The sequence below is a fragment of the Haemophilus haemolyticus genome (assembly GCF_003352385.1).
Classification (GTDB): domain Bacteria; phylum Pseudomonadota; class Gammaproteobacteria; order Enterobacterales; family Pasteurellaceae; genus Haemophilus; species Haemophilus haemolyticus_I.
The window spans coordinates 711,512-735,360 of the sequence record NZ_CP031243.1 but is presented as its reverse complement, the minus strand read 5'-3'; the positions used below and the strand labels follow the sequence as shown (position 1 = coordinate 735,360).

Annotated in this window: 19 protein-coding genes and 2 pseudogenes; 3 read left to right on the top strand and 18 right to left on the bottom strand. The window is 38.3% G+C overall.

The features are described from left to right. Window positions 1-142: 142 nt before the first annotated feature. From nqrF to DV428_RS03760, 7 genes are all read right to left on the bottom strand, one after another. Window positions 143-1,378 (bottom strand): NADH:ubiquinone reductase (Na(+)-transporting) subunit F, encoded by a 1,236-nt coding sequence (gene nqrF / locus DV428_RS03790; RefSeq protein ID WP_114908737.1) that lies wholly within the window; start codon window positions 1,376-1,378, stop codon window positions 143-145. A 12-nt stretch (window positions 1,379-1,390) separates the two neighbouring features. Continuing rightward, on the bottom strand, window positions 1,391-1,987 hold the full coding sequence (gene nqrE / locus DV428_RS03785) for an NADH:ubiquinone reductase (Na(+)-transporting) subunit E (protein ID WP_005631374.1): 597 nt from the start codon (window positions 1,985-1,987) through the stop codon (window positions 1,391-1,393). Window positions 1,988-1,990: 3 nt separating this feature from the next. Then, entirely contained in the window at window positions 1,991-2,617 is a 627-nt protein-coding gene (nqrD, locus tag DV428_RS03780) for an NADH:ubiquinone reductase (Na(+)-transporting) subunit D (protein WP_005629349.1), read from the bottom strand. Beyond that, entirely contained in the window at window positions 2,617-3,351 is a 735-nt protein-coding gene (locus DV428_RS03775; protein WP_114908736.1) for a Na(+)-translocating NADH-quinone reductase subunit C, read from the bottom strand. The genes nqrD and DV428_RS03775 overlap by 1 nt, the downstream gene beginning before the upstream one ends. Beyond that, on the bottom strand, window positions 3,344-4,579 hold the full coding sequence (locus tag DV428_RS03770) for an NADH:ubiquinone reductase (Na(+)-transporting) subunit B (protein WP_114908735.1): 1,236 nt from the start codon (window positions 4,577-4,579) through the stop codon (window positions 3,344-3,346). The genes DV428_RS03775 and DV428_RS03770 overlap by 8 nt, the downstream gene beginning before the upstream one ends. 2 nt (window positions 4,580-4,581) lie before the next feature. Further along, window positions 4,582-5,925, bottom strand: a complete 1,344-nt coding sequence (locus tag DV428_RS03765; RefSeq protein WP_114909573.1) for a Na(+)-translocating NADH-quinone reductase subunit A — start codon at window positions 5,923-5,925, stop codon at window positions 4,582-4,584. 293 nt (window positions 5,926-6,218) lie between these two features. After that, on the bottom strand, window positions 6,219-6,530 hold the full coding sequence (locus DV428_RS03760; RefSeq protein WP_114908734.1) for a BolA family protein: 312 nt from the start codon (window positions 6,528-6,530) through the stop codon (window positions 6,219-6,221). A 92-nt stretch (window positions 6,531-6,622) separates the two neighbouring features. Between DV428_RS03760 and DV428_RS03755 the strand changes: the two genes are divergently transcribed. Together DV428_RS03755 and DV428_RS03750 are read left to right on the top strand one after the other, a co-directional pair. After that, window positions 6,623-7,222, top strand: a complete 600-nt coding sequence (locus DV428_RS03755; RefSeq protein ID WP_005629168.1) for a YajG family lipoprotein — start codon at window positions 6,623-6,625, stop codon at window positions 7,220-7,222. 62 nt (window positions 7,223-7,284) lie between these two features. Next, a pseudogene (locus tag DV428_RS03750) lies at window positions 7,285-7,914 on the top strand (FAD-dependent oxidoreductase); the annotation flags it as partial. A 15-nt stretch (window positions 7,915-7,929) separates the two neighbouring features. Here the strand turns inward: DV428_RS03750 and DV428_RS03745 are convergent. The 8 genes from DV428_RS03745 to DV428_RS03715 all read right to left on the bottom strand — a co-directional run bounded on the left by DV428_RS03745 (window position 7,930) and on the right by DV428_RS03715 (window position 18,111). Continuing rightward, the gene (locus tag DV428_RS03745) at window positions 7,930-8,796 is read right to left on the bottom strand and encodes an alpha/beta hydrolase (RefSeq protein WP_114908733.1); all 867 of its coding nucleotides are present in this window, start codon (window positions 8,794-8,796) and stop codon (window positions 7,930-7,932) included. 55 nt (window positions 8,797-8,851) lie between these two features. After that, the gene (locus tag DV428_RS03740; protein WP_114908732.1) at window positions 8,852-10,930 is read right to left on the bottom strand and encodes a TonB-dependent receptor domain-containing protein; all 2,079 of its coding nucleotides are present in this window, start codon (window positions 10,928-10,930) and stop codon (window positions 8,852-8,854) included. A gap of 77 nt (window positions 10,931-11,007) precedes the next feature. Further along, a complete protein-coding gene (locus DV428_RS09655; protein ID WP_244188318.1) occupies window positions 11,008-12,846 on the bottom strand; it encodes a TonB-dependent siderophore receptor in 1,839 nt (612 codons plus the stop codon). Beyond that, the gene (locus DV428_RS09650) at window positions 12,815-14,092 is read right to left on the bottom strand and encodes a TonB-dependent siderophore receptor (protein WP_208623868.1); all 1,278 of its coding nucleotides are present in this window, start codon (window positions 14,090-14,092) and stop codon (window positions 12,815-12,817) included. The genes DV428_RS09655 and DV428_RS09650 overlap by 32 nt, the downstream gene beginning before the upstream one ends. Before the next feature lie 216 nt (window positions 14,093-14,308). After that, a complete protein-coding gene (locus DV428_RS03730; protein ID WP_114908731.1) occupies window positions 14,309-15,217 on the bottom strand; it encodes a siderophore ABC transporter substrate-binding protein in 909 nt (302 codons plus the stop codon). 230 nt (window positions 15,218-15,447) lie between these two features. Then, a complete protein-coding gene (locus DV428_RS03725) occupies window positions 15,448-16,215 on the bottom strand; it encodes an iron ABC transporter ATP-binding protein (RefSeq protein ID WP_114908730.1) in 768 nt (255 codons plus the stop codon). Then, entirely contained in the window at window positions 16,206-17,165 is a 960-nt protein-coding gene (locus DV428_RS03720) for an iron chelate uptake ABC transporter family permease subunit (protein ID WP_114908729.1), read from the bottom strand. The genes DV428_RS03725 and DV428_RS03720 overlap by 10 nt, the downstream gene beginning before the upstream one ends. Beyond that, window positions 17,158-18,111 (bottom strand): ABC transporter permease, encoded by a 954-nt coding sequence (locus tag DV428_RS03715; RefSeq protein WP_114908728.1) that lies wholly within the window; start codon window positions 18,109-18,111, stop codon window positions 17,158-17,160. Before DV428_RS03715 ends, DV428_RS03720 begins: the two co-directional genes overlap by 8 nt. A 167-nt stretch (window positions 18,112-18,278) precedes the next feature. On the opposite strand from DV428_RS03715, the gene gorA reads away from it, so the two are divergent. Then, window positions 18,279-19,649 carry a glutathione-disulfide reductase gene (gorA, locus tag DV428_RS03710; protein WP_114908727.1) on the top strand — a complete coding sequence of 457 codons (1,371 nt, stop codon included), beginning with the start codon at window positions 18,279-18,281 and terminating at the stop codon, window positions 19,647-19,649. Between the two features lie 63 nt (window positions 19,650-19,712). Here gorA and DV428_RS03705 read toward each other — a convergent pair. The 3 genes and pseudogenes from DV428_RS03705 to DV428_RS03695 form a co-directional block, all read right to left on the bottom strand. Continuing rightward, window positions 19,713-20,847 (bottom strand): annotated as a pseudogene (locus tag DV428_RS03705) (transposase family protein). Window positions 20,848-20,987: 140 nt separating this feature from the next. Further along, a complete protein-coding gene (locus tag DV428_RS03700) occupies window positions 20,988-22,355 on the bottom strand; it encodes an L-serine ammonia-lyase (RefSeq protein ID WP_114908726.1) in 1,368 nt (455 codons plus the stop codon). Between the two features lie 35 nt (window positions 22,356-22,390). Next, window positions 22,391-23,629 (bottom strand): HAAAP family serine/threonine permease, encoded by a 1,239-nt coding sequence (locus DV428_RS03695; protein WP_005634295.1) that lies wholly within the window; start codon window positions 23,627-23,629, stop codon window positions 22,391-22,393. Window positions 23,630-23,849 lie beyond the last annotated feature (220 nt).

Below are 23,849 nucleotides of genomic sequence, written 5' to 3'. Positions count from 1 at the left end.
GGATTTCCTACATCTGTGAATTACTGGCAAACTCAACAAAACTTACCTGTAATCATAGATAATTTTCTAAAAACACCTTAAATTTTGACCGCACTTCATCACAAAGTGCGGTCAGTTTTTATGATGAATTGATTAACTAAAATCAACCACCAAAATCATCTAATAAAATGTTTTCATCTTCAACACCAAGATCCTTCAACATTTTAATTACAGCTGCATTCATCACTGGAGGTCCACACATATAGTATTCACAATCTTCTGGTGCTTCATGATTTTTCAAGTAGTTTTCATAAAGTACATTGTGAATAAAGCCTGTATAGCCAGTCCAATTATCTTCAGGCAATGCGTCCGATAATGCAACATACCATACAAAGTTTGGATTTTCAGCTTGTAATTGGTCAAAATCTTCTTGATAGAAAATTTCACGTTTAGAACGTGCACCATACCAGAATGACATTTTACGTTTAGAATGAAGACGTTTTAACTGGTCAAAAATATGAGAACGCATTGGCGCCATACCCGCACCACCACCGATAAATACCATTTCTGCATCAGTTTCTTTCGCAAAGAATTCCCCAAATGGACCAGAAATAGTAACTTTATCACCTGGTTTTAATGACCAAATGTAAGAAGACATTTGACCAGGAGGTGCATCTGGTTGACGTGGCGGAGGCGTTGCAATACGTACGTTAAGCATAATGATGCCTTTCTCTTCTGGGTATGAAGCCATTGAGTAAGCACGAATAATATGCTCGTCCACTTTAGAGACATAACGCCATAAATCATATTTATCCCAGTCTTCATGGTATTCTTCAGGAATATCGAAATCCTTATAGTTCACCACATGTGGATCAGCTTCGATTTGAATATAACCACCCGCGCGGAAAGGTACTTCTTCGCCTTCAGGAATCGCTAATTTAAGCTCTTTAATAAAGGTGGCTTTGTTATCGTTAGAAATAACGGTACATTCCCATTTTTTCACGCCGAAAATTTCTTCTGGAAGTTCAACGTCCATATTGCCTTTTACATTCACTTGGCAAGCTAAACGATAGCCTTCTTTTGCTTCACGTTTATTAATATGAGAAAGCTCAGTTGGGAGAATTTCACCACCGCCACTTTTTACTTTCACAATACATTGGCCACAAGAGCCACCACCACCACAAGCAGAAGAAACGAAGATACCTTTACTTGCTAAAGCACCAAGTAATTTGCCGCCAGCTGGTAAAGTGATCGCTTTTTCAGGATCGTCATTAATACCGATAGTAATATCACCAGAATCGACTAATTTTGATTTCGCAAATAAGATGATCGCCACTAACACTAATACAATAACCGTGAATGCGGCAATACCGAGTGCAAGAATTACTGAATCGCTCATGGATTACACTCCTTATAATTGAATACCAGAGAAAGACATAAAGCCTAACGCCATTAAACCAACAGAGATAAAGGTAATACCTAAACCTTTTAATCCTGCAGGAATATCCGCGTATTTCATTTTCTCAGTTAAGCCAGCAAGCGCAACAATCGCTAACATCCAACCTAAACCTGAGCCAAAACCGTACACGATAGATTCAGGGAAATTGTAATCACGTTGAACCATGAAAGATACCCCACCAAAAATCGCACAGTTTACTGCGATTAACGGTAAGAAAATCCCTAATGCGTTATAAAGAGATGGCATAAATTTATCTAACACCATCTCAAGAATTTGTACTAAACCAGCAATAACCCCAATGAAGGTAATGAAGTTCAAGAATGATAAATCTACACCTTCAATTAAAGCATTTTCTTTTAATACATTTGCATAAATTAATTGGTTTACCGGCACTGCGATACCAAGAACGAAAGTTACCGCAATACCAAGACCAAACGCAGTTGATACCTTTTTAGATACCGCTAAGAAAGTACACATTCCCAAGAAGAAGGAAAGTGCCATATTTTCAATGAAGACTGCCTTAACGAATAGGCTAATATAATGTTCCATTGATTACTTCTCCTGTTGCTCTGGTTTCCAAGTTCTTAATCCCCAGATAACAAATCCAATGATAAAGAATGCACTTGGTGCAAGTAGGAATAAACCATTTGCTTGGTACCAACCACCATTCTGAATGGTTTCAAAAATAGTCATACCAAATAATTTACCTGAACCGATAAGCTCACGGAAAAATGCTACGATAATTAACATCGCACCATAACCTAAACCATTACCGATACCATCTACAAAACTTTCAACGGGAGGCGACTTCATCGCAAATGCTTCAGCACGTCCCATTACGATACAGTTAGTAATAATCAAACCAACGAATACCGAAAGTTGTTTAGATAAACCATAAGCGTAGGCTTTTAATATTTGGTCAACAACGATTACAAGTGATGCAATAATCGCAAGTTGCACAATAATACGAATACTGTTTGGAATGTAGTTACGAATCAAAGAAACAAAGAAACTTGATAACCCTGTTACCAAACTCACCGCAATCGCCATTACAACAGCTGTTTCTAATTTTGTTGTTACCGCTAATGCAGAACAAATACCCAAGATTTGTAATGCAATTGGGTTGTTCTTAACAACCGGAGCTAACAACAGATCTTTATAATTTGCTTTTTCAGACATTAGTTTGCTCCCGCATGAAGTTTTTCAAGATATGGACCAAAACCGTTCGCACTAAACCAATAATCAAACGTACCTTGTACACCGTTACCAGTTAAAGTCGCGCCTGATAAACCATCAATACTATGCTCATCTTGTGGAGCTTGCCCTTTCACGATATGAATTGCAGGTTGATGTTGTTCATCAAACAATTTTTTACCTTTAAATAAACTTGCCCAGTTTGGATTTTCAATCTCACCACCCAATCCTGGTGTTTCACCATGTTGGTAGTAAGTGATTCCATTAATAGTATTACCATCTGGTTGAACAGATACTAAACCATACATCACTGACCACAAGCCTGTTCCATAAATAGGTAAAATAACTTGTTGAATTTTACCTTGTTCATCTTTTACAAGATAAACTTCAGTCGTTTTGCTACGAGAACGAATACGTGCTTTATCGGCATCAGCAGGAATAGCTTGTTGGCTATCATCTGCTTGTTGTGTGTATTCACCCGTTGCTAAATCAACGAAACGAGGCTCGATAAATTTTGCATAAGTTTCTTTTACATTAGTGTTTTCTTGTAAAAGGCCAGCTACATTTAAGATATTTTTTTGTTTATCGAGTAACTTTTGTTCTTCTTGTGCAGGCTTTAACATTACTGCGGAACCAGCAACAATAATGGAACAAACTAAACTCAGTAGCAATACGACAAGGATTGTGCCGCCTACGCTGTCTTTATTAAACTTAGCCATTTGTTCTTGCTCTCCGACGTTTGATATTTGCTTGAACAACGATGTAATCGAAAATTGGTGCAAATAAGTTTGCAAATAAAATCGCTAACATCATGCCTTCCGGATAAGCTGGGTTTACAGTACGAATTAATACAGCCATTACACCAATTAATGCACCATACCACCACTTACCTGCATTGGTAAAGGATGCTGAAACAGGGTCTGTTGCCATAAATACCATACCTAATGCAAATCCACCTAAAACAAGGTGCCAATGCCAAGGCATTGAGAACATTGGGTTAGTATCAGAACCCACTAAATTGAATAGAGTTGAAGTTGCAATCATACCAATCATCACACCAGCAATGATGCGCCATGCCGCAATACGAGTGAACACAATCACTGCGCCACCAATTAAAATTGCAAGCGTAGAAACTTCACCCATTGAACCAGGTAAGTTACCAACAAAAGCATCCATCCAAGTGATTGGAGTACCAGTTACCGTATGTTGTAATGCACCTTGACCACCTTGTGACCATTGTGAAAGTGCGGTTGCACCAGAGAAACCATCAGCAGCAGTCCAAACAGTATCACCTGAAATTTGAGCTGGATAGGCGAAGAACAAGAAAGCTCGGCCTGCAAGTGCAGGATTCATAAAGTTACGGCCTACGCCACCAAAAATTTCTTTTGCAACAACGATACCAAAAGTGATACCTAATGCTGCTTGCCATAATGGCAATGTAGGTGGAACGATCAACGCAAATAAAATGGTTGAAACGAACATCCCTTCATTTACTTCATGACCTCGCACCACTGAGAACAATAATTCCCAAATTGTACAAACGGTAAACACCACTAAGTAAATTGGTAAGAAGAAGATCGCTCCCAGCGCCATTTTAGAGCCCCAAGTTGCATTGGCAGTTAAATCTAAACCTAATGAACTTGCAAGTGCATAGTGCCAATCGTTAGCAATTAGTTGTTCTAAATTGCCTAATTGATTTAACGCTGGAATCGCTTGGTTACCCACATTGTACATCCCGTAGAAAATCGCAGGGAACAACGCAAGGAAAACCGTAATCATCATACGTTTTGAGTCTAACGCATCACGAACGTGAGTGTTTTTGTGCGTTACTGTACCTGGTGTATAAAGCAAGGTATAAATCGATTCAAAGATCGGATAAAGCTTGCTGTATTTACCACCTGGTAAAAACGCGGGTTCCATTTTTTCAAAAAGATTCTTCAAACCCATTTTTAACCTTCCTTCTCAATCTTATCTAGTACTTGACGCAAGATTGAACCGTATTCATATTTGCCTGGGCAAACGAAAGAGCATAATGCTAAGTCTTCTTCGTCTAATTCAAGACAACCTAACGCTTGAGCTCCATCGGTATCGCCCACGATTAAATCACGTAATAATAATGTCGGTAAAATATCCAACGGCATAACACGCTCATAGCTACCAATTGGTACCATTGCACGCTCACCACCATTTTCAGCCGTAGTGAAGTTGAATAACTTCTTACCGAAGTGACCTAACACTGTACGAGTAATTGAATATTTATTTGATTGCGGTGTAATCCAGCCAAGGAATTCTTTCTCATTACCTTCAGCAATTACCGATACTTGCAATGCATAACGACTTAAATAGTCATGAGCACCTTTTGCAGTTTGGCCACAAAGCACTGAACCAGAAATTACGCGATTTTCACCCGCACTTAATTCATTTTGGGTTAATTGAGAAAGATTAGCACCAATTACAGTGCGAATTAAACGAGGTTCTTTCACTTGCGGACCTGCAAGAGAAATAACACGTTCAACATAAAGCTCACCTGTTGTAAATAATTTACCCACTGCGATCACATCTTGATAATTGATGTGCCATACAGTTTTACTTACACCAACAGGATCAATAAAGTGGATATGAGTACCAACAAGACCTGCAGGGTGAACGCCACCAAAATCATGAATCTGTAAATTTTCAAGATCAACGGTTGGGATATTCGTATCACCTGCTTTACACAAGTGTAACGGTTTTGAAGGGAATAAACGACTTAATACCGTTAAACCGTTCGTGAAATCTTGCCAAAATTCTTTTAGCACGATTGCAGGATCTGCGGCTAATGGATTGGTATCCATTGCATTCACGAAAATTGAGGCTGGTTCACTATCAATCGCAGGCACTTTGCTAAATGGACGAGTACGTAATGCAGTCCATAAACCTGATTCAACAAGGTTTTGTTTTACTTGTTCAGAAGAAAGCGTATTCAATTGTTCTGCACTATATTTTGCGAAAGTGATTTGCTCATTTCCTTCCACATTAATTACGACAGATTGTAATACGCGCTTCTCACCACGATTGATTACAGTGATAGTACCACTTGCAGGGGCTGTAAAAATCACACCTAGATTTTTCTTGTCTTCAAAAAGCACTTGGCCTTTCTTTACAACATCGCCTTCTCGCACCTTCATCGAAGGACGCATCCCCACATACTCCTCACCTAGAATCGCAACTTGATTCACAACATTTCCGTTGTGGATTACTTGTGCTGGTTTTCCCGCAATTGGGAGATCCAAGCCTTTCTTAATTGTAATCATACTGTTTGCACTACTTTTCAAGGTTAAAAATACAATTGCAAATAAGCAAGTTAAATGCAATCTCGTGTTTGAGCGTGGCAAAATGCCTATAAAAAGACATTAATGCCACAAAAATAAAAAACTCAAATCGGTTAACTTCACGATAAACATCCTTATCGAGAAATTGAATTTGGATAAAATTAAACGCCTTATTCTAGCGAAAATCTGCTTTTTTCGCTACTTAAACGCCTACTTTTTTGTAAAAACCTTTTGCGATATATCAAAAAAATGTTACATCTTCATAACATAAAAAATTAATGTCCAACGCCTGCGCATTTCGTGGAAGCGGGAATTTTCTCATTTAACTCACCCCATTCCTCTACGGTAAATAAGTGCAACGCTAACGCATGAACACCGCTATTAAGCTCATCTGCAAGCAATTGATAAACACGTTGATGACGCTGTACTTTACGCATTCCTTCAAAAACATTACTCACAATCACACATTTAAAATGAGATTCCGTACCACGACCAGAACTATGTAGGTGACTTTCATTTTCTACACTAAAAAAGTGCGGTTGAAATTCTAGTTGAATTTTTTGTTCGATAGTTTGTTGAACAGACATCATAAATCTCCACAAAATCACAATGAAACGCTATACATTAGCAATGAAGTTTGCAAGAATAACACAGTTTTAACTGGCTCATTGGGGAAATTATGACATTATCAAACAAAATCAAAACATTATCAGCAGTAAGTATTGCAGCCGCTACGCTGTTCCTTGCTGGCTGCCAAGCACAATCAAATACATTAACGTTCACACCACCAGCACCGAATGCCACAATGAACATTAATCAAAATGCGATTGTGTATGTAACAACGAAAGATAGCCGCACAACGCAAGATATCGCGAGCTATACCAAACGTGGAGAACTCATTAAATTAAATTCATCACCAAGTGTTACACAATTATTCCAACAAGTGATGCAACAAAATCTTATTAGTAAAGGTTTCAGAATTGGGCAATCCAATGGATCAAATGCGTGGGTAACTGTGGATGTGCGTGAATTTGCTACGCAAGTAGAACAAGGTAATCTTCGTTATAAACTCAATACCAAAATTCAAGCGACTGTTTATGTTCAAGGCGCGAGAGGTTCATATAACAAAGCATTTAATGCTACTCGTTCACAAGAAGGCGCATTAAACGCGGATAATGACGAAATTCAAAAAGTTCTATCTCAAACATTTAACGATATTGTGAATAACATTTATCAAGATCAAGAAGTATCCGCTGCGATTAACCAATATGCTAATTAATCACATAGCTAATTAGATATGCTCTTAAGTGGGGAAGGTTAATATAACCTTCCTCATTTTTTATATTAGCGAAAAATAACATTGATGTAATTAACGGTTTCGGAAAATTTGTCGATGCGCATACTATTGAAGTAACACTTGCTGATGATACAAAAGAGCAAGTAACCGCAGATCATATTTTAATCGCAACAGGTGGTCGCCCATATCATCCAAACATTAAAGGACAAGAATACGGCATTGATTCAGATGGTTTCTTTGCATTAACCGAATTACCAAAACGCGCTGCTGTTATTGGGGCTGGCTATATTGCCGTTGAACTTTCAGGTGTATTAAACAGCCTAGGCGTGGAAACGCATTTATTAGTACGTCGCCATGTGCCAATGCGTAATCAAGATCCATTAATCGTAGAAACATTAGTGGAAGTGCTTGAGCAAGATGGTATTCAATTACATACCAATTCTACGCCATCTAAAATTGTTAAAAATGCAGATGGTTCTCTTACAGTAAAATGTGATGGTCAATCTGATGTTATTGTGGATTGCGTTATTTGGGCGGCCAGTCGTGTTCCTGCGACAGATAAAATTGGCTTAGAAAATACCGGCGTAGAAACGAATGAGCACGGCTATGTCAAAGTAGATAAATATCAAAATACCAATGTGAAAGGCATTTATGCGGTAGGCTATATTATCAAATATCGGCCTTATTTTTTACCTATCATTTTGCATAAAATCTAAAGAATACTTTATTGCGTCAATAATTGAATCCCCGTGATTTTTGTTCGGGATCCATTTAAATGCTGCATGATTGCCTTGGGCTTGTAATTTTTCCGCTAATTGTTGAGCATTAAATGGTCGCATCTTCTTTCGTTGCTCAATGCGTTGTTGCTGCTCCTCTGTCATTTTAGGATCTTGTTCCGGATATTCTTCATATTTGCCTAAAGTGATTAAAATATGCTTAGGATGAGATGTAATCCAAGATTCATTTTTAGACAAAAACGCACCGTTTCCCCACCAAAGTGATGGACTCGCCAAGGTGTAATATTGGAATAAATCCGGCTGATGAAACAGCACGTAAAGACCAAATAATCCCCCAAAGGAATGCCCAAAGAAATATTGTTTTTTAGGATTAATGTCGTAATTTTTCTCAATACTCGGTTTAATTTTAGTTTGGATAAAACGTAAAAAATCTCCCGCGCCACCACCTTGCTTAAACTCATCACCTTGTGCTGGAAATGTGTAATCTCTTTGACGCTCTTCAATGGCATAGGCTTTTTCTGAAACATAGCCAATGCCTACAATCAACGGTAAAGGTAAATTAGCATTCACTGCATTTACCGCTAAAGGAAATTGCGCATTGCCATCAAGTGTATAAAGCACCGATAAATTATGCTGTCGTCTTTTCGGCTCGGCGATAAATAAACGATAACGTTTATTCTCAAACACTAAATCTTGTTGATGAATGTGATAAAGTGCGGTTATTTTCGGATTTATTTTAGAAATAGAAAAATCAGGTGCAGCCATAGCTATATTGATCGCCCCTAAATAGAAAAAAAGAATTTTAAATAAAGTACTCATAAGAAAAAGAAAGCTACATTTAGACGGTGCTAAATGTAGCTTATTTTCGTGCTAATTAGAATGTAACATTCAGATTCGTCCAAAAACGTCGGCCTTCTTCAACCGTCCAGCTTCCCCCATTCGTATTCACGCGTTCACCAATTTCATTGCCAATATTAAGCACTGCTAAGCTTAAGGATACATTAGGGTTAAATTTGTAAGTTGTCCCTAAATCTACTGTGGTGTAAGCTGCGCGGGTTCGATAGTGATTTTTGCTATCGCCATTACGTGGGTTTGCCCATATTTGTTTGCCTTTATAAGCAATACGCGTATAAGCACTCAAGGCATCATTCATTTGCCAGTTTAATTTAGCACTCGCTGCATGTTTTGGTGTATTATCAAGCGGTAAGCCACGTAGGCTCATTTTGGATGCAGAAATATCTTCATCAGATTGGCGTTTAGAGTGTTGATATGTGTAACTCATATCAACATTCCAATGTTCATTGAATGGAATATGAGTGGCAATTTCAGTGCCTTTAATATTCGCACGTCCAACATTAGCATACTCATAAAGTTTTGCCTTCATAACTGGATCAGTTAAACCGGTATAATGGCTCGTTAATTTATTTTTAAAATCCGTATTAAATAAGGTAATGCTCGCATTATAACCATTATCATTGGTGTAAACTAACCCAATTTCTTCGTTCACACTGGTTTCCGGTTTTAAATCTTTATTACCATAAATAACCCCTGCGCCAGCCTCTGTGGATGTCACATAACTTTCACTGATTTCACGAATACTTGGTGCTTTAAAAGCTTTACTTACACCGCCCTTTAACGAGAAATTATCATTGATATGATAAACAGCATAAACTCTTGGGCTCCAATGTGAACCATATTTTTCATGATGATCAAGGCGAGATCCCAGCGTTAATAAAATGTCTTTGCCAATATCAATGCGATCTTCTAAGAAAAGTGCGGATTGCTTTACGCTATTTTTACTACTTTCAAATACGGCCCTTGAGGCTTTACGGCCACTTGGTAAAGTTTTTGTTACAACACGTGTTACCGAGTCATCTTGTAATTTAGCTTGTTGAACCTGTCCGCCAAATACAAAGAAATGATTGGATAAAGGCAACATAAATTTTGCATCAAAGACATTATTTTCGATTTCTGGTTTACGGGTATTCATCACCCCATTAACGCTGACTTCGCGTTTTGCAATTTCTTGTGAAAAACTTAATTCTGATGTCATCACATCCCAATCAGCTTGATGTGTGATAGACCAATGATTACGGCTTGCACGAGTAGAACTTGGATTATTAGGCGTGACTGTTGTGCCACGTGTTGTGGTCAAATCAATAGTTTTCCCCGGTGTTTCATCTTTTTCTAAACGATGGCGCCCCGCCTCAAAAATAAAGGTTTGTTTATCAACCGGCGTAAAAGTCAATTTCGCATTCAAATTTTGATCTTTATTTTTATTCGATGCGCCAATCAAGTTATCTTCTTGACGATAGTTCCCCCCACCATAAACCTGAAGACCTAATATATCCTTAACAAGTGGACCTGACACAAAGAAATCACCATGATAACCATCACCAAAGTCTGACTTATCATGTACGGTAAATCCTGTCGAAATCGATCCTGTCCATTCTTTTGCTGCATTTTTCGTGATGATATTTACCACGCCCCCCATCGCATCTGAGCCGTAGAGCGATGACATTGGTCCACGAACAACCTCAATTCGTTCAATTGCACTAACAGGCGGAATAAATCCCCCTTCAAATCCGCCATTGCCATTTGGGCGGGATTCACGCGTATTTTGACGACGACCATCCACCATAATTAAAGTGTAGTCCGCCGGTAAGCCGCGAATAGCAATATCGGTTCGGTTTGCATTACTCCCACTTACATTTACTCCAGGAATATCTTGCAACGCGTTCTCTAAGCGATTAGAAGGATGCGATCTTAATTTCGCTTGATTCACCACGCTAATACTTGCCGGTGCATCACGTAATTCTTGCGTCGTACCTGAGGCTGTAACCACAATCGCATCAAGGTTTTCAGTATTTTGCTCCGTAGCTGCCGCATTGGTTGCAAGGGCAGCAAGAATTGACAGACTTAAAAGTGAAAGTTTTATTTTGAATGGGTTCATAGTTTGTCCTTAAATTTGTGATGATTAATGTTCAAAAACAATGGGAAAATCGACCGCACTTTTGCGACCGATTTTGCCTAGAATGTCCAATCGAGTTTCATCATAACTGTGCGTGGGCGACCATAGAAATTGTTCATCCCACGAGTGCGGTTGTAATTGTTCTCGAAATAGATTTTATCCGTTAAGTTCGTCCCAATTAGGCTTAACTTAGCGTGCGGATTAAATTCATATTGAATATTCGCATCCCAAAGCGCGTAACCAGCTTGATGGATGCCATATAAACTGCTTGTTGGGCTTTGTGCAGAAGCACCACCACCGATGGTTAATTTTGTATTTGGGATATGATAAGAAGTCGCCAAGCGGAACATTTGAACCGGTGTGAAGTTACTGAAGTTATAAGGATCCGCTTTTGTGTTTTTCTCTAGACGTTCAGCATTCACTTCTTGAGCATTTTTATATTTGCTCTTGTTGTAAGTGTAACCTAAAAAGAGTTGCCAGTTTTCGGTGAGATTGCCTGCAGCTTCGATTTCAAAGCCCTTGCTTTCAACTCTTCCTATTGGTTTCGCAATAGTTTGGAAAGAGCCTTGTCTACCAGTAGAATCAGGCACAAAACCAAAATCGACAACGGTTCTATTCTTTTGCTCTAAGGTAAATAAAGCCAATGACGCATTTAAACGATTGTCCAAAAATACTCCTTTCCAACCTACTTCGTAATTTGTTCCAACAAGGGGTGGCAAGGTTGTTTTTGTTGTGACATCAACATTATCTTGTTGCTTAAAGATTTTGGTATAACTCACATAAATGCTGTGATTATCAGTAAGATCATAAGTTATCCCCAAATAAGGCGTAAACTTATGCCCCGTCATACTGGCTTTATAATGTTCATTATCCGCTTTAACATTACTGGCTGACTGGAAGTTTGTGATAGGTTCACCATAACGAACAGGCATTTCTTTCTGCTGTGAAGTGGTGAAATGTACAAAACTTAACCCAGTTAAGACATGCAATTTATCTGTGGCATTAAAGCGGTTACTTGCTGTAATGGTGTGAGTTTGATTTTTGTTAAAATATTTAGCGTAATTATATTGTGCCAAAATATGATCATCTGGAATTTTAACGTGTTTATAAACAGGCGTAGTACCTGAAAAACCAACAAAAATAGGATCGCCTTTTTCATCAACTTCCTGAATCTTGTTGCCATTGGCATCAAGTTCATAAACTGGCTCTAAAGCAGGTACTTTATTACCAAAATCATCAATTTTATAAATTTGTTTGCCACTGGCATCAAGCATAGGTTTATATTTGGTTTTAATGGCATTTTTACAATCCGGTTCATAGATACTCACATTTCCATATTCATTATATTTATCCCAATCCGGCTCACGATTTCCTTTTTCTGTTGGTAGTTTATTGCTACCTAATGGATGTACTTCACATAAGCCATCAAATTGGGAATGAATAGTTCCGGTACTTGGACGTACTCTATATTTCTTTTGGAAAATTTCAAGGTAAGTTGATTCTATATTTTCATTGTTATAAGCATAACCAAGATAAAAATCGTGGCTTCTATCAAAGAGTTCATAACTGCCTTTTAAATTTAATTTAATACCATATTGTTTATCCTTTTTTTGATATCTCATTGGCATATAGTTAAATCGACGATTTATCACATCTCGATTATTATAGGCTGAATCATATAAACGATTAGGGAAGCGTTCATTTGCATTATCACTAATTCCCTGAGCGGCAAGCACTTTATTAATAAAATCTTGTTTGTATTCTTCATCAGTCAAGGCAGGATAATAACCATCGCAGAAGAAATCCAATGTTCCCTCATCAATACATTGCTGGCGTAGTAAAGCGCGGTCATTTATACGTTTATTTTTATATTGCAAAATCTTGTTGATTAAAACCATTCTTTAAATAATCTGCTTTTTTAGATTCAAACTCTGCTTTGGCGTCTTTACGATATGAAGCTAGTTTTTCCAATGCTTTATCTTTAGGTTCAAAGGGAATTACTTCGCCTTTTTCAGTTAAAAAGCTTGTAGCATCTGCGCCAGAAACCCCTGCAGCATGTTCATCTTTAATAAAATATTGCCCCACTTTGGCATCGGAATTATTTTGTGTATAAGAAAGTTCTAAACTTAATTCCCAATCATTATCTAAAAATAATTTTGTTTCAGAGAAAAGATTATATTTATCGCCTTTTAATCGAGACCAATTTTCGCCTAAGTATGTACTTCGTGGAAATTTAAGAGGATCTTGGCAAGCTGGGCGAGAAGAAAATGCCGCAACTTTTGGATTCTCACAAGGCAACATAACACCGGCAAAATCCGGTACTTCATTAATTTTTTGATACATACCGCCAAGGGTAAATAAACCTTTATCACGGATATTGCTCTCAAATACGCCATAAACCATTTGTTTACTGCCTTTTACATCTTGCTTGAAAGAATATGATTTTTCATCCACGCCCACTAAACGCCCACGTACGTTTTTTTCTTTATTCATTGGACCTGACACATCAAGCATAGTGCGAACACTGCCACGGTGATCTACGGTAATTTCACCTAAATGTTGGAATTTATCTGTTGGGCGTTTGCGAATAAGATTAATGGTTCCGCCTGGTTCGGAATTGGATTGAGTTAAACCAGTTGCACCGCGTACTACTTCAATATGATCGTAAACGGCTAGGTCTGTGCTCGGCACCACATCAATTTTAGCAGTATAACCTGAACGCCCGCCTACATTGGTAGTGATACCATCTTCACCAATTTGATCCACATAGAAACCACGAGAGAGAAAACGGGTTTGTAAACCAGAATCATGCACAACATTCACACCAGTAGTGTTTTTCATTGCGTCTTCAAGGGTATGAATCGCGCGATCATCAAGTTGTTTTCTTGTTACCACACTCACAGATTGTGGCGTGTCTTTACCAGAAATACGCAAGCCAGTGGCTGTATTCATTGATTTGATAGTATAGCTTTTACTGCCAGCTGTGGAGTTAACAGGGCTTTCATCAACAACATTGATTTGCTCTAAGCTTTCAGCCTGAGCAAAGGGATGAAAAGCAAATATCGCTAAAGAAATGAGGCTTAAAGAAAAGCCTTGGATAGGGAGGGGATTTATTTGTTTGTCAAAGACTACATTATTCGGCATAACTTACTCCTGTTGTTTTCTTGTGTTCCATACATTTCTCCATTTGCTTACGTCACTGAATAATTATAAAAAAGAAAGAATAGAGAACAGCCTAAAATTACATTAATGATAATGATTTGCATTACCTTAGTAAAGTGTAAATTTAGATTTTTGAGTGAAAAAGAAAATCGGCGACTAAAAGAACCGCCGACTTATCAAAAAAGAAAAATATTGCGTTTATTTCACCGCTTTTTCAAGCTCCGCAGCAATAATCTCCATGGATTCCAATCCTCCAAAAGCCAAATACCAATTTGCGGCATCTAAATACACGATGTGGTTGTTTTTAAAGGCTTTTGTTTGTTGGATGAGGGAATTATCAAGCACTTTTTGTGCGTTGTTTACTTTGTCGGTGACTGCCGCTGTGCGATCCACCACAAGTAAATAATCCGGATTTTTTTCTAAAATATATTCAAAACCAACGCTCATTCCGTGAGTGGAAGATTTAATGTTCGGATCCGCTGGTTTAAAACCAAATTTTTGATACACCATGCTGTAACGCGAGTTGTCGCCAAATACGCTGATTTTGCTTTCATTTACTAACACGAGCAACGCCGTTTTGCCTTTCACATCTTTTGCCACTTGCGCTACTTTGTTTTCTAAAGCATCCAATTTTTCTTTTGCCACGGTGTCTTTATTGAAAATTTTACCAAGCGCGGTCACATTTTCTTGGAAACTGGGATAGTAATTGGCGTAGTCATTTTGTACATAGAACACCGGCGCGATTTCTTTCAATTTATCCAACAATCTTTGTTGGCGCGACGCGGCGATAATTAAATCCGGATTGAGTTCGTTGATGGCTTCAAATGCCGGTTCAGGTAGGGTACCGACGTTTTTGAATTTGTCCTGGTTGAACTCAGCCAAATACACTGGAATATGCCCTGCTTTCGGGAAGCCCACGATTTGACCAGCATCACCTAAGGCACGGATAGTATCCGCTACACCGAAATCCAGCACCACCACTTTTTGTGGATTTTGTGGCACTATTTGTTCACCGGCTGCATTTTTTACGGTGATCTCTTGTGCGTTTGCCGTTGCCGCTGCGAAAACTGCAATGGTAAGTGCGGTGAGTTTTTTCAATGTTTTCATAGTGTTTCCTTGTGTAATGTTATTAAGGTAAAGAATACCTCGCTCACCCTGTTTACAGAGGATGGGCGCAAGTTGAGAGGGGAACCCTATATGGCCCCTTCCGCTCTTTGGGCACGTTATTTGCTACGTTCATCCCATAGGGATCGTTGGCAAAGCCAACGCTCAAAATGCTATGTATTTTGTCCCCCACAAGCAGTGGGATGGCAAGATAATTTTTATTTAATAAAAGATCATTCCTGACGAAAATAAACCGCAATCCTTCTCCCTTCAATTTCTTGAATCGGAATCGTCATTTCGTAAATATCCTGCAGCACTGGTGATTGCATCATTTCTTCCACAGAACCTTGCGCAACGAGCTTACCTTGTTTCATGGCGATAATGTAATCAGAATAACAGGACGCAAAATTGATATCATGAATCACAATCACGACGGTTTTATTCAGCTCCGTAACGAGTTTATGCAGCACCTGCATAATTTGCACGGAATGTTTCATATCCAAATTATTGAGCGGTTCATCGAGCAAAATATAATCTGTATCCTGCGCTAAAGTCATCGCAATATAAGCGCGCTGGCGTTGTCCACCACTTAGGTTTTCAATGTATTGATGGCGAATTTCATCTAAATTCATATAAGCAATAGCGTTGCTGATAAAAGTGCGGTCGTTTTCGGTGAGATTTCCTTTAGAGTAAGGAAAACGACCGAATGCCACCAATTCTTCCACGGTAATGCGCAAATTAATGTGATTGGATTGTTTTAAGATGGCTAATTGGCGCGCAATGTCAGTACTTTTTTGTTCATTCAGTAACTGATTATTCAGATACACTTCGCCGCTATCGGCTGCTAACAATCGGCTGATAATGCCTAGAAGGGTGCTTTTTCCTGCCCCATTCGGGCCGATAAAAGATGTAATTTTCCCAGTGGGAATGGTGAGTGATACATCATCCACCACTTTTTTTGAACCGTAAGATTTATAAATATGTTTGATTTCTATTGCCATTTTTTATTTGCTCTCAATAACAGAGAAAGGAAATATATGCCGCCCACAAAATTAATGATCACGCTCAGTGGTGTGCTGAAAGTAAACACTTGCGCCAATAAAAATTGTCCGCTTACTAAGGTAAAAACGGAAAGTAACATGGCTGCCGGAATAAGGAATTTATGACGATAATCACGCATAAATTCAAAGGTCACATTCATCACCAGCAAGCCTAAAAACGTCAATGGTCCCACAAGTGCGGTGGAAACAGACATTAAAATTGCCACAATAATCAGTAGTTTTTTTATCATCGGTTGATAATCCACGCCCAAATTAATCGCCTGTTCGCGCCCTAGTGCCAGCACATCCAAGTATTTCCAATAACGCAAGCTAAACAGTATGACGACAATCAAAATCACCAACGCTAACCAAAGAATATGAGTATTGATTCGGTTGAAACTAGCAAAGCCAATATCTTGCGATATTTGGAATTCATTGGGGTCAATCAATACTTCTATAAAGGTCGTCAGACTGCCAAAAAACGTGCCAAACACAATTCCGACGAGCAATAAAAAGAAAATATTCTGTGATTCCTTTTTGAATAGAAAATGATAGAGCGCAAGCATAAAGCCAATCATTACGCCGGTGCTGCCGAGAAAAAGCGTAATCGGATTGAGGGAAAGTAGTGTGTTTGAACCGAATAAAAATAAAATTCCTGTTTGGATTAATAAATACAGTGAGTCCACCCCTAAAATGCTCGGCGTGAGAATGCGATTATTTACCACTGTTTGGAAAAGCATCGTAGCTAATGCAATCGCAATGCCTGTCACGATAATCGCCGTTACCGATAAAGCGCGATTGGTTAAAGCATATTGCCAGCGGTTTGGTAAATGATAGCCAAGATATAAGGCAATGCTCACGAGCACCAGAATCCCTAAAATCACTAAATGAAGGAACGATGATTTACGCATAACGCTCCCGTTTCAGTAAGAAATATAAGAAAATGCCGCTGCCAATCACGCCAACGACAGCATTAATAGAAATCTCGTAAGGGTAAATTAGGCTGCGCCCCAAAATATCGCAGAACAACACAAAAACAGCACCTAAAAGTGCGGTGTGAGAAAGATTTTTTTTCAAGTTATCACCCAAATATAATGTGACGAGATTCGGCACAATCAAGCCTAAAAAAGGAATTACCCCGACAGATACAATAATCATCGACGACACCGTTGCCACAATCATCAGGCCAACATAAAGCACTTGGTTATAATTTAAGCCGAGATTGGTAGCAAAATCTTTCCCCATTCCGACGATAGAAAAACGATGCGCAAACAGATAAGACACAATCAACATAGGGATGCTGAAATAAAGCAACTCGTAGCGGCCGCTCATGACAAGAGAAAAATCTCCTTGTAACCAGCCAGAAAGGTTCTGCAACAAATCTTGTTGATAGGCGATAAAAGCAGTGATCGAACTAATGATATTGCCGAACATCATCCCTACTAAAGGTACAAAAATCGTATCTTTGAACTTCAGGCGGGATAGGATCATCATAAATAACAGCGAGCCAAGGAAAGACACCAGTACCGCGATAGTGGTTTTCAGCAGTATCGAGGCACCTGGAAAAAATAGAATCGCCAGCAAAATCCCAAGACGCGCGCTATCCATTGTGCCGGCGGTTGTTGGCGATACAAAACGATTGCGGCTCAGTTGCTGCATCACCAAGCCACAAATACTCAACGACGCGCCCGCAATCAAAATACTCACCAAACGCGGTACGCGACTATCAAGAAAAATCTGCCATTGATTACCTTTAAAATGCAGCAAGCCCTGTAAATTAACCGTACTTATGCCAAGAAAAAGAGAAATAGCGGAAAGTAAAACTAATAGAAAAACTAAGTATCGCCGTTTAAACATCTTAAAATGAGAATGATTCGTAATGAAAAAAGGATAACATATCAAAGTTAAAAAAGAAAAGAGGATAGTACGATTATTAATAATAACCAATTACATCAATTTATAGCATTCTTCATAAAAATTAGGCAAAATACGGAAAATTTTTAAGTTCAAAAAAGGATCAAGCTATGACTAAACATTATGATTACATCGCTATTGGCGGTGGCAGTGGCGGTATTGCTTCTCTAAATCGTGCTGCAAGCTATGGAAAAAAATGCGCAATCATTGAAGCCAAACATCTTGGGGGCACTTGTGTAAATGTAGGTTGCGTACCTAAAAAAGTAATGTTTTATGGTGCACATATTGCAGAAGCAATTAACAATTATGCGCCAGATTATGGTTTTGATGTTGAAGTGAAAAAATTTGATTTTTCAAAACTGATTGAAAGTCGCCAAGCCTATATTGGTCGTATTCATACATCTTATAACAATGTATTAGCGAAAAATAACATTGATGTAATTAACGGTTTCGGAAAATTTGTAGATGCTCATACTATTGAAGTAACACTTGCTGATGGTACAAAAGAACAAGTAACCGCTGATCATATTTTAATCGCAACTGGTGGTCATCCATATCGTCCAAACATTAAAGGACAAGAATTCGGCATTGATTCAGATGGTTTCTTTGCATTAACAGAATTACCAAAACGCGCTGCTGTTATTGGTGCAGGCTATATTGCCGTTGAACTTTCTGGTGTATTAAACAGCCTAGGCGTGGAAACGCATTTATTAGTGCGTCGCCATGCGCCAATGCGTAATCAAGATCCATTAATCGTAGAAACATTAGTGGAAGTGCTTGCGCAAGATGGAATTCAATTACATACCAATTCCACGCCATCTGAAATTGTTAAAAATGCAGATGGATCTCTTACAGTAAAATGTGATGGTCAATCTGATGTTATTGTAGATTGCGTTATTTGGGCTGCAGGTCGTGTTCCTGCGACAGATAAAATTGGCTTAGAAAATGCTGGCGTAGAAACGAATGAACGCGGCTATGTCAAAGTAGATAAATATCAAAATACTAATGTGAAAGGCATTTATGCGGTAGGCGATATTATCGAAAACGGCATTGAATTAACACCAGTTGCAGTTGCAGCGGGTCGTCGCCTTTCTGAGCGTTTATTCAATAATAAACCGACTGAACATTTAGATTACAATTTGGTTCCAACCGTTGTATTCAGCCATCCACCAATCGGCACTGTAGGTTTAACTGAACCTCAAGCTATTGAACAATATGGTGCTGAGAATGTTAAAGTATATAAATCCTCTTTCACAGCAATGTACACTGCAGTCACTCAACATCGCCAACCGTGCAAAATGAAATTGGTTTGTGTGGGTAAAGATGAAAAAGTTGTGGGTTTACATGGTATTGGTTTCGGTGTAGATGAAATGATTCAAGGATTTGCCGTAGCAATCAAAATGGGCGCAACAAAAGCTGATTTTGATAACACCGTGGCTATTCACCCAACGGGTTCAGAAGAATTCGTGACCATGCGTTAATCTTTAGAGCAAACAAAAAAGGGTTGTAAATTATCGCTCAGCCCAAAAAGTTAAACTATTAAATCAAGAAGAACTAAGCTCTCTAATTAATGAGCTTAGTTCTTTTAGTTTACACTGAATACGCTTATGATTGTAATCATGAATCGTTTTTCGACCAGCTCAAAAGTATCAAATTATTTTACATCGCAGCACGCTGTTTTTAACAGCCCCAAAAGTTCTCTATGGCCACATTATCTGAACAATTTCCTTTTATCGACATACTTTGTCGAATACAATTTTCAACAGGATTTCTTGATAACTTCTCATTTGATATTGCCACACTTGAGCAAAATGTAAAATAGGTATTGTTCCCTAAAGTCTTGATAACGCTTTCTATATCATTCAGATAATTTGCTCAGAATTAAGGCTCATTAATAAATCATTAATTGTCAATAAATAAAGCTTACCTTCGATACCTTTAAATTCACGGAGGTTTGTTACCCATTTTTAATTCTGTCAGCTTGTAGCAATTTTCTCTCTTATATTTCTCTTAATGTCCAATATATTCATCATACTTTGGACTTTCTTATGATTGATATTGAGTTTTTAGTGTAAAGTAACACAAGATAACCATAACATTCATGATTATCACGATAAATCCGCATAATTTGTTGTTATATCGTTGTATCTTTATTGATTTTTTCAAATGATAAAAGAAAACATCGCGTGCTAAACCCAATATCTGAAGCGGAAAGTTCCACCTTAATGCCTTTACGACAGAGACTTTTTCTGTATTTTTTGTTGGTTGAGAGCCTACAACTTTTTAGAATCGTATTCTCCGTACGGAGTTTAAGGTTCTCTAATTCCAACATCATCTCTCATATTTTGGGCTTAGGTGGCATTTTGGCGTAGTTAGGTTTCATACTCGGACGAGCTTTAGATTTCGGCATTAAGCCGTTTATATCTTGTCTTTCAAAGGGAGGAGCATGAGTGATTATACTTGAATTGGCAATACAGATTGGCACATTCCGTATTGAACCGCTTGAATAACTGTGAGTTTAAACTCTGAGAATACATTTGTTTCTCACTCACTACTGACAATCCATTGGTTCCACTATGATTAGATTGTTTAATCCAGTGTCTTAATGTTTTATCAGCAAAATAAAAATATTTTTGTAAGTGAACTATTTTTACCACTTTAAATATAAAAATCACTCACCTGTTGTTTGAAGGATTAGTTGTATTTAGTCACGAAAAATCTACACCTTAATCAGTTGGTTGTTTAGCCCAACTTTTGGGGTGCAGATCAAATCAAGGATTTAGTCTTATATTCGATAAATTGAATTAAAACTTTTGTATTTAAGTACAAACAATTTTAACTGCAAGTCCGCCTTGAGATGTTTCACGGTACTTGGCGTTCATGTCTTTGCCTGTTTCATACATTGTTTCAATCACTTTATCCAAGGTTACTCTTGGATTAGTGGTACGGCGTAAAGCCATACGTGATGCATTGATTGCTTTAACTGAAGCAATCGCATTGCGTTCGATACAAGGTACTTGAACTTGACCACCGACAGGGTCGCAAGTTAATCCTAAGTTATGTTCCATTGCAATTTCAGCAGCGATGCATACTTGCAGTGGATTACCACCCAAAATTTCAGCTAGTCCTGCAGCAGCCATTGAACAGGCTACCCCCACTTCACCTTGACAACCCACTTCGGCCCCAGAAATCGAGGCATTCATTTTATAAAGTGAACCAATCATTCCTGCTGCTAATAAATAGCGTTCAATGATTTCAGGTGTTAATGGTGAGATGAACTTCTCATAGTAAGCTAATACTGCTGGAATAATCCCACATGCGCCGTTTGTCGGTGCTGTGACTACACGTCCACCTGCTGCATTTTCTTCATTGACAGCAAGCGCAAACATATTGACCCAGTCGATCACACGCATTGGATCGTTGGACAAATTAGTATTTGCTTGCAACATACGATAAAGAGATGCGGCACGACGTGGCACTCGTAATGGCCCAGGTAAAATCCCTTCAGTATGAATACCGTGTTCAATACAAGCTTGCATCGTCTTCCAGACATTCTCTAGATGAGCACTGACAGCTTCTTTGCCATGCAAGGCAACTTCATTTTCCAACATAACAGTCGAAAGCATTAAGCCGTTATCACTGCAATGTTTTAAAATATCTTCTGCATTTTTGTAAGGATAAGGCACTTGGACAGTGTTTTTTTCTTCTTGACCAAAATGGGCTTCATCGACAATAAAACCACCACCGATCGAATAATAGGTTTGGCGATAAATTTCTGTGCGATTTTCATCAAGAGCGGTAATTGTCATGCCATTTTCGTGCAATTTTAAAAAAGTGCGGTGGAAAATGAGATTATTTTCAAAATCAAATTTTACCGTTTTTTGACCAACATTAATTGGTAAAAGCGCAGTTTGTTTCACTTTCTCGATGAAACCTGAAATCATATCGATATCCACATTATGTGGTAAATAACCCGCTAACCCCATAATGATGGCGATATCTGTACTGTGACCTCTTCCTGTCATCGAAAGAGAACCATACACATCCACATGAATTTCAGCGGTTTGTTCAAACTGATTTCGTTCAATTAAGTCGTCTATAAATTGTTTGCCGGCTTTCATCGGGCCGACAGTGTGGGAACTGGATGGCCCAATTCCCACTTTAAACATATCAAATACGCTAATCATAAATTTCTCAAAATTCGCTAAACTTTAAAGGGCGCTTATAATAATCCATAAACAACCGCAGAGATAGCGATTAATCCCATAATCGTTACAAAAACATTACTGAAACGTCCGCTGTAGCGTTTCATTGCTGGGATTTTGCGAATCGCGTACATTGGCATGATAAACAAAATCATCGCAATGATTGGGCCGCCAAGAGATTCGATTAAGCCTAAGATACTAGGATTAATAATCGCAACGCCCCATAACGTTAATAAGAAGAAAAGTGCGGTCGCATAATTGAGTTTTTTACGATTTACAGATTCACCTTTCATTTTCAAATATAAGCCTTCTAAGCCTTCACGTGCGCCCATATAGTGACCGAAGAATGAGCTAGTAATCGCTAAGAATGCGACAAGCGGGCCAAAATAAGAGATATATGGATTATCAAATTTATTCGCTAAGAAAGACAAGATACTGATATTTTGTGCTTTTGCTGCTACTAATTCTTCAGGTGTTAATGTTAATACACAGCTAAATACGAAGAACATTACGAAGAATAACAAAATTGTTGAGGTGCCTTTTTCTGTATGGCCGATATGGCGTTCTGCACCATCGAACGTTTTGTATTCACGGAATTGTGAGCAAGTAAAAGATGAAATTGCTGGTGAATGGTTAAATGAGAATACCAATACAGGAATCGTAAGCCACAATGTGGTGACAAAACCGCCTGCTGTTGGGAATTCATGTAACATCGCGCCATTCCATTCCGGAATTAAGTAAATAGAAAGTGCGAATAAAATTAATACTAACGGGTAAACAAGCCATTCCGTGATTTTTAACATCACTTTTTCATTAAATAGCATGACGGAAATCAATACTGCAATTAATACAAAAGAGAGAATAGCTCGGTTTGGTGATGCCATACCAAGTTGATTCACAATGAAAGAATCGACTGTGTTAGTAATACCATTTCCGTAAATTAAAAGAATGGGAAAAATCGCGAAGAAATAAAGTAGGGTGATAAGTTTACCCGCTGTTTTACCAAAGTGTTCTTCCACTACTTCAGTAATATCGCTGCCAGGATTTTTTGATGAAAGTACAAAATAGGCTAAACCACGGTGAGCAAAATAGGTCATTGGTCCGACGATAATTGCCATTAAAACTAACGGCCAAAATCCACCCATCCCTGCGTTAATTGGTAGGAATAAGACTCCCGCGCCAACCGCCGTACCGAAAAGGTTTAACATCCACGTTGCATCAAATTTGTTCCATTTGAGTTTTTCTGTTGGTTTCATAGTTTGCTCCAAAGCATAAATTACTTAAATTTGTCAATTTGCAGAGCAAAATCCGCTCTAACTAAATTTGAGTATTATGTTATGCCGATAAATAGAGAATCTCAAAGAGTAAATTCTAAAATTGTGATCAAGTTAAAATTTTTTTATAAAAAGTGCGGTAATTTTCAGCGACAAAAAAAATCGGTGCGATCACGACACCGATTGCGTATAAAAATAAATG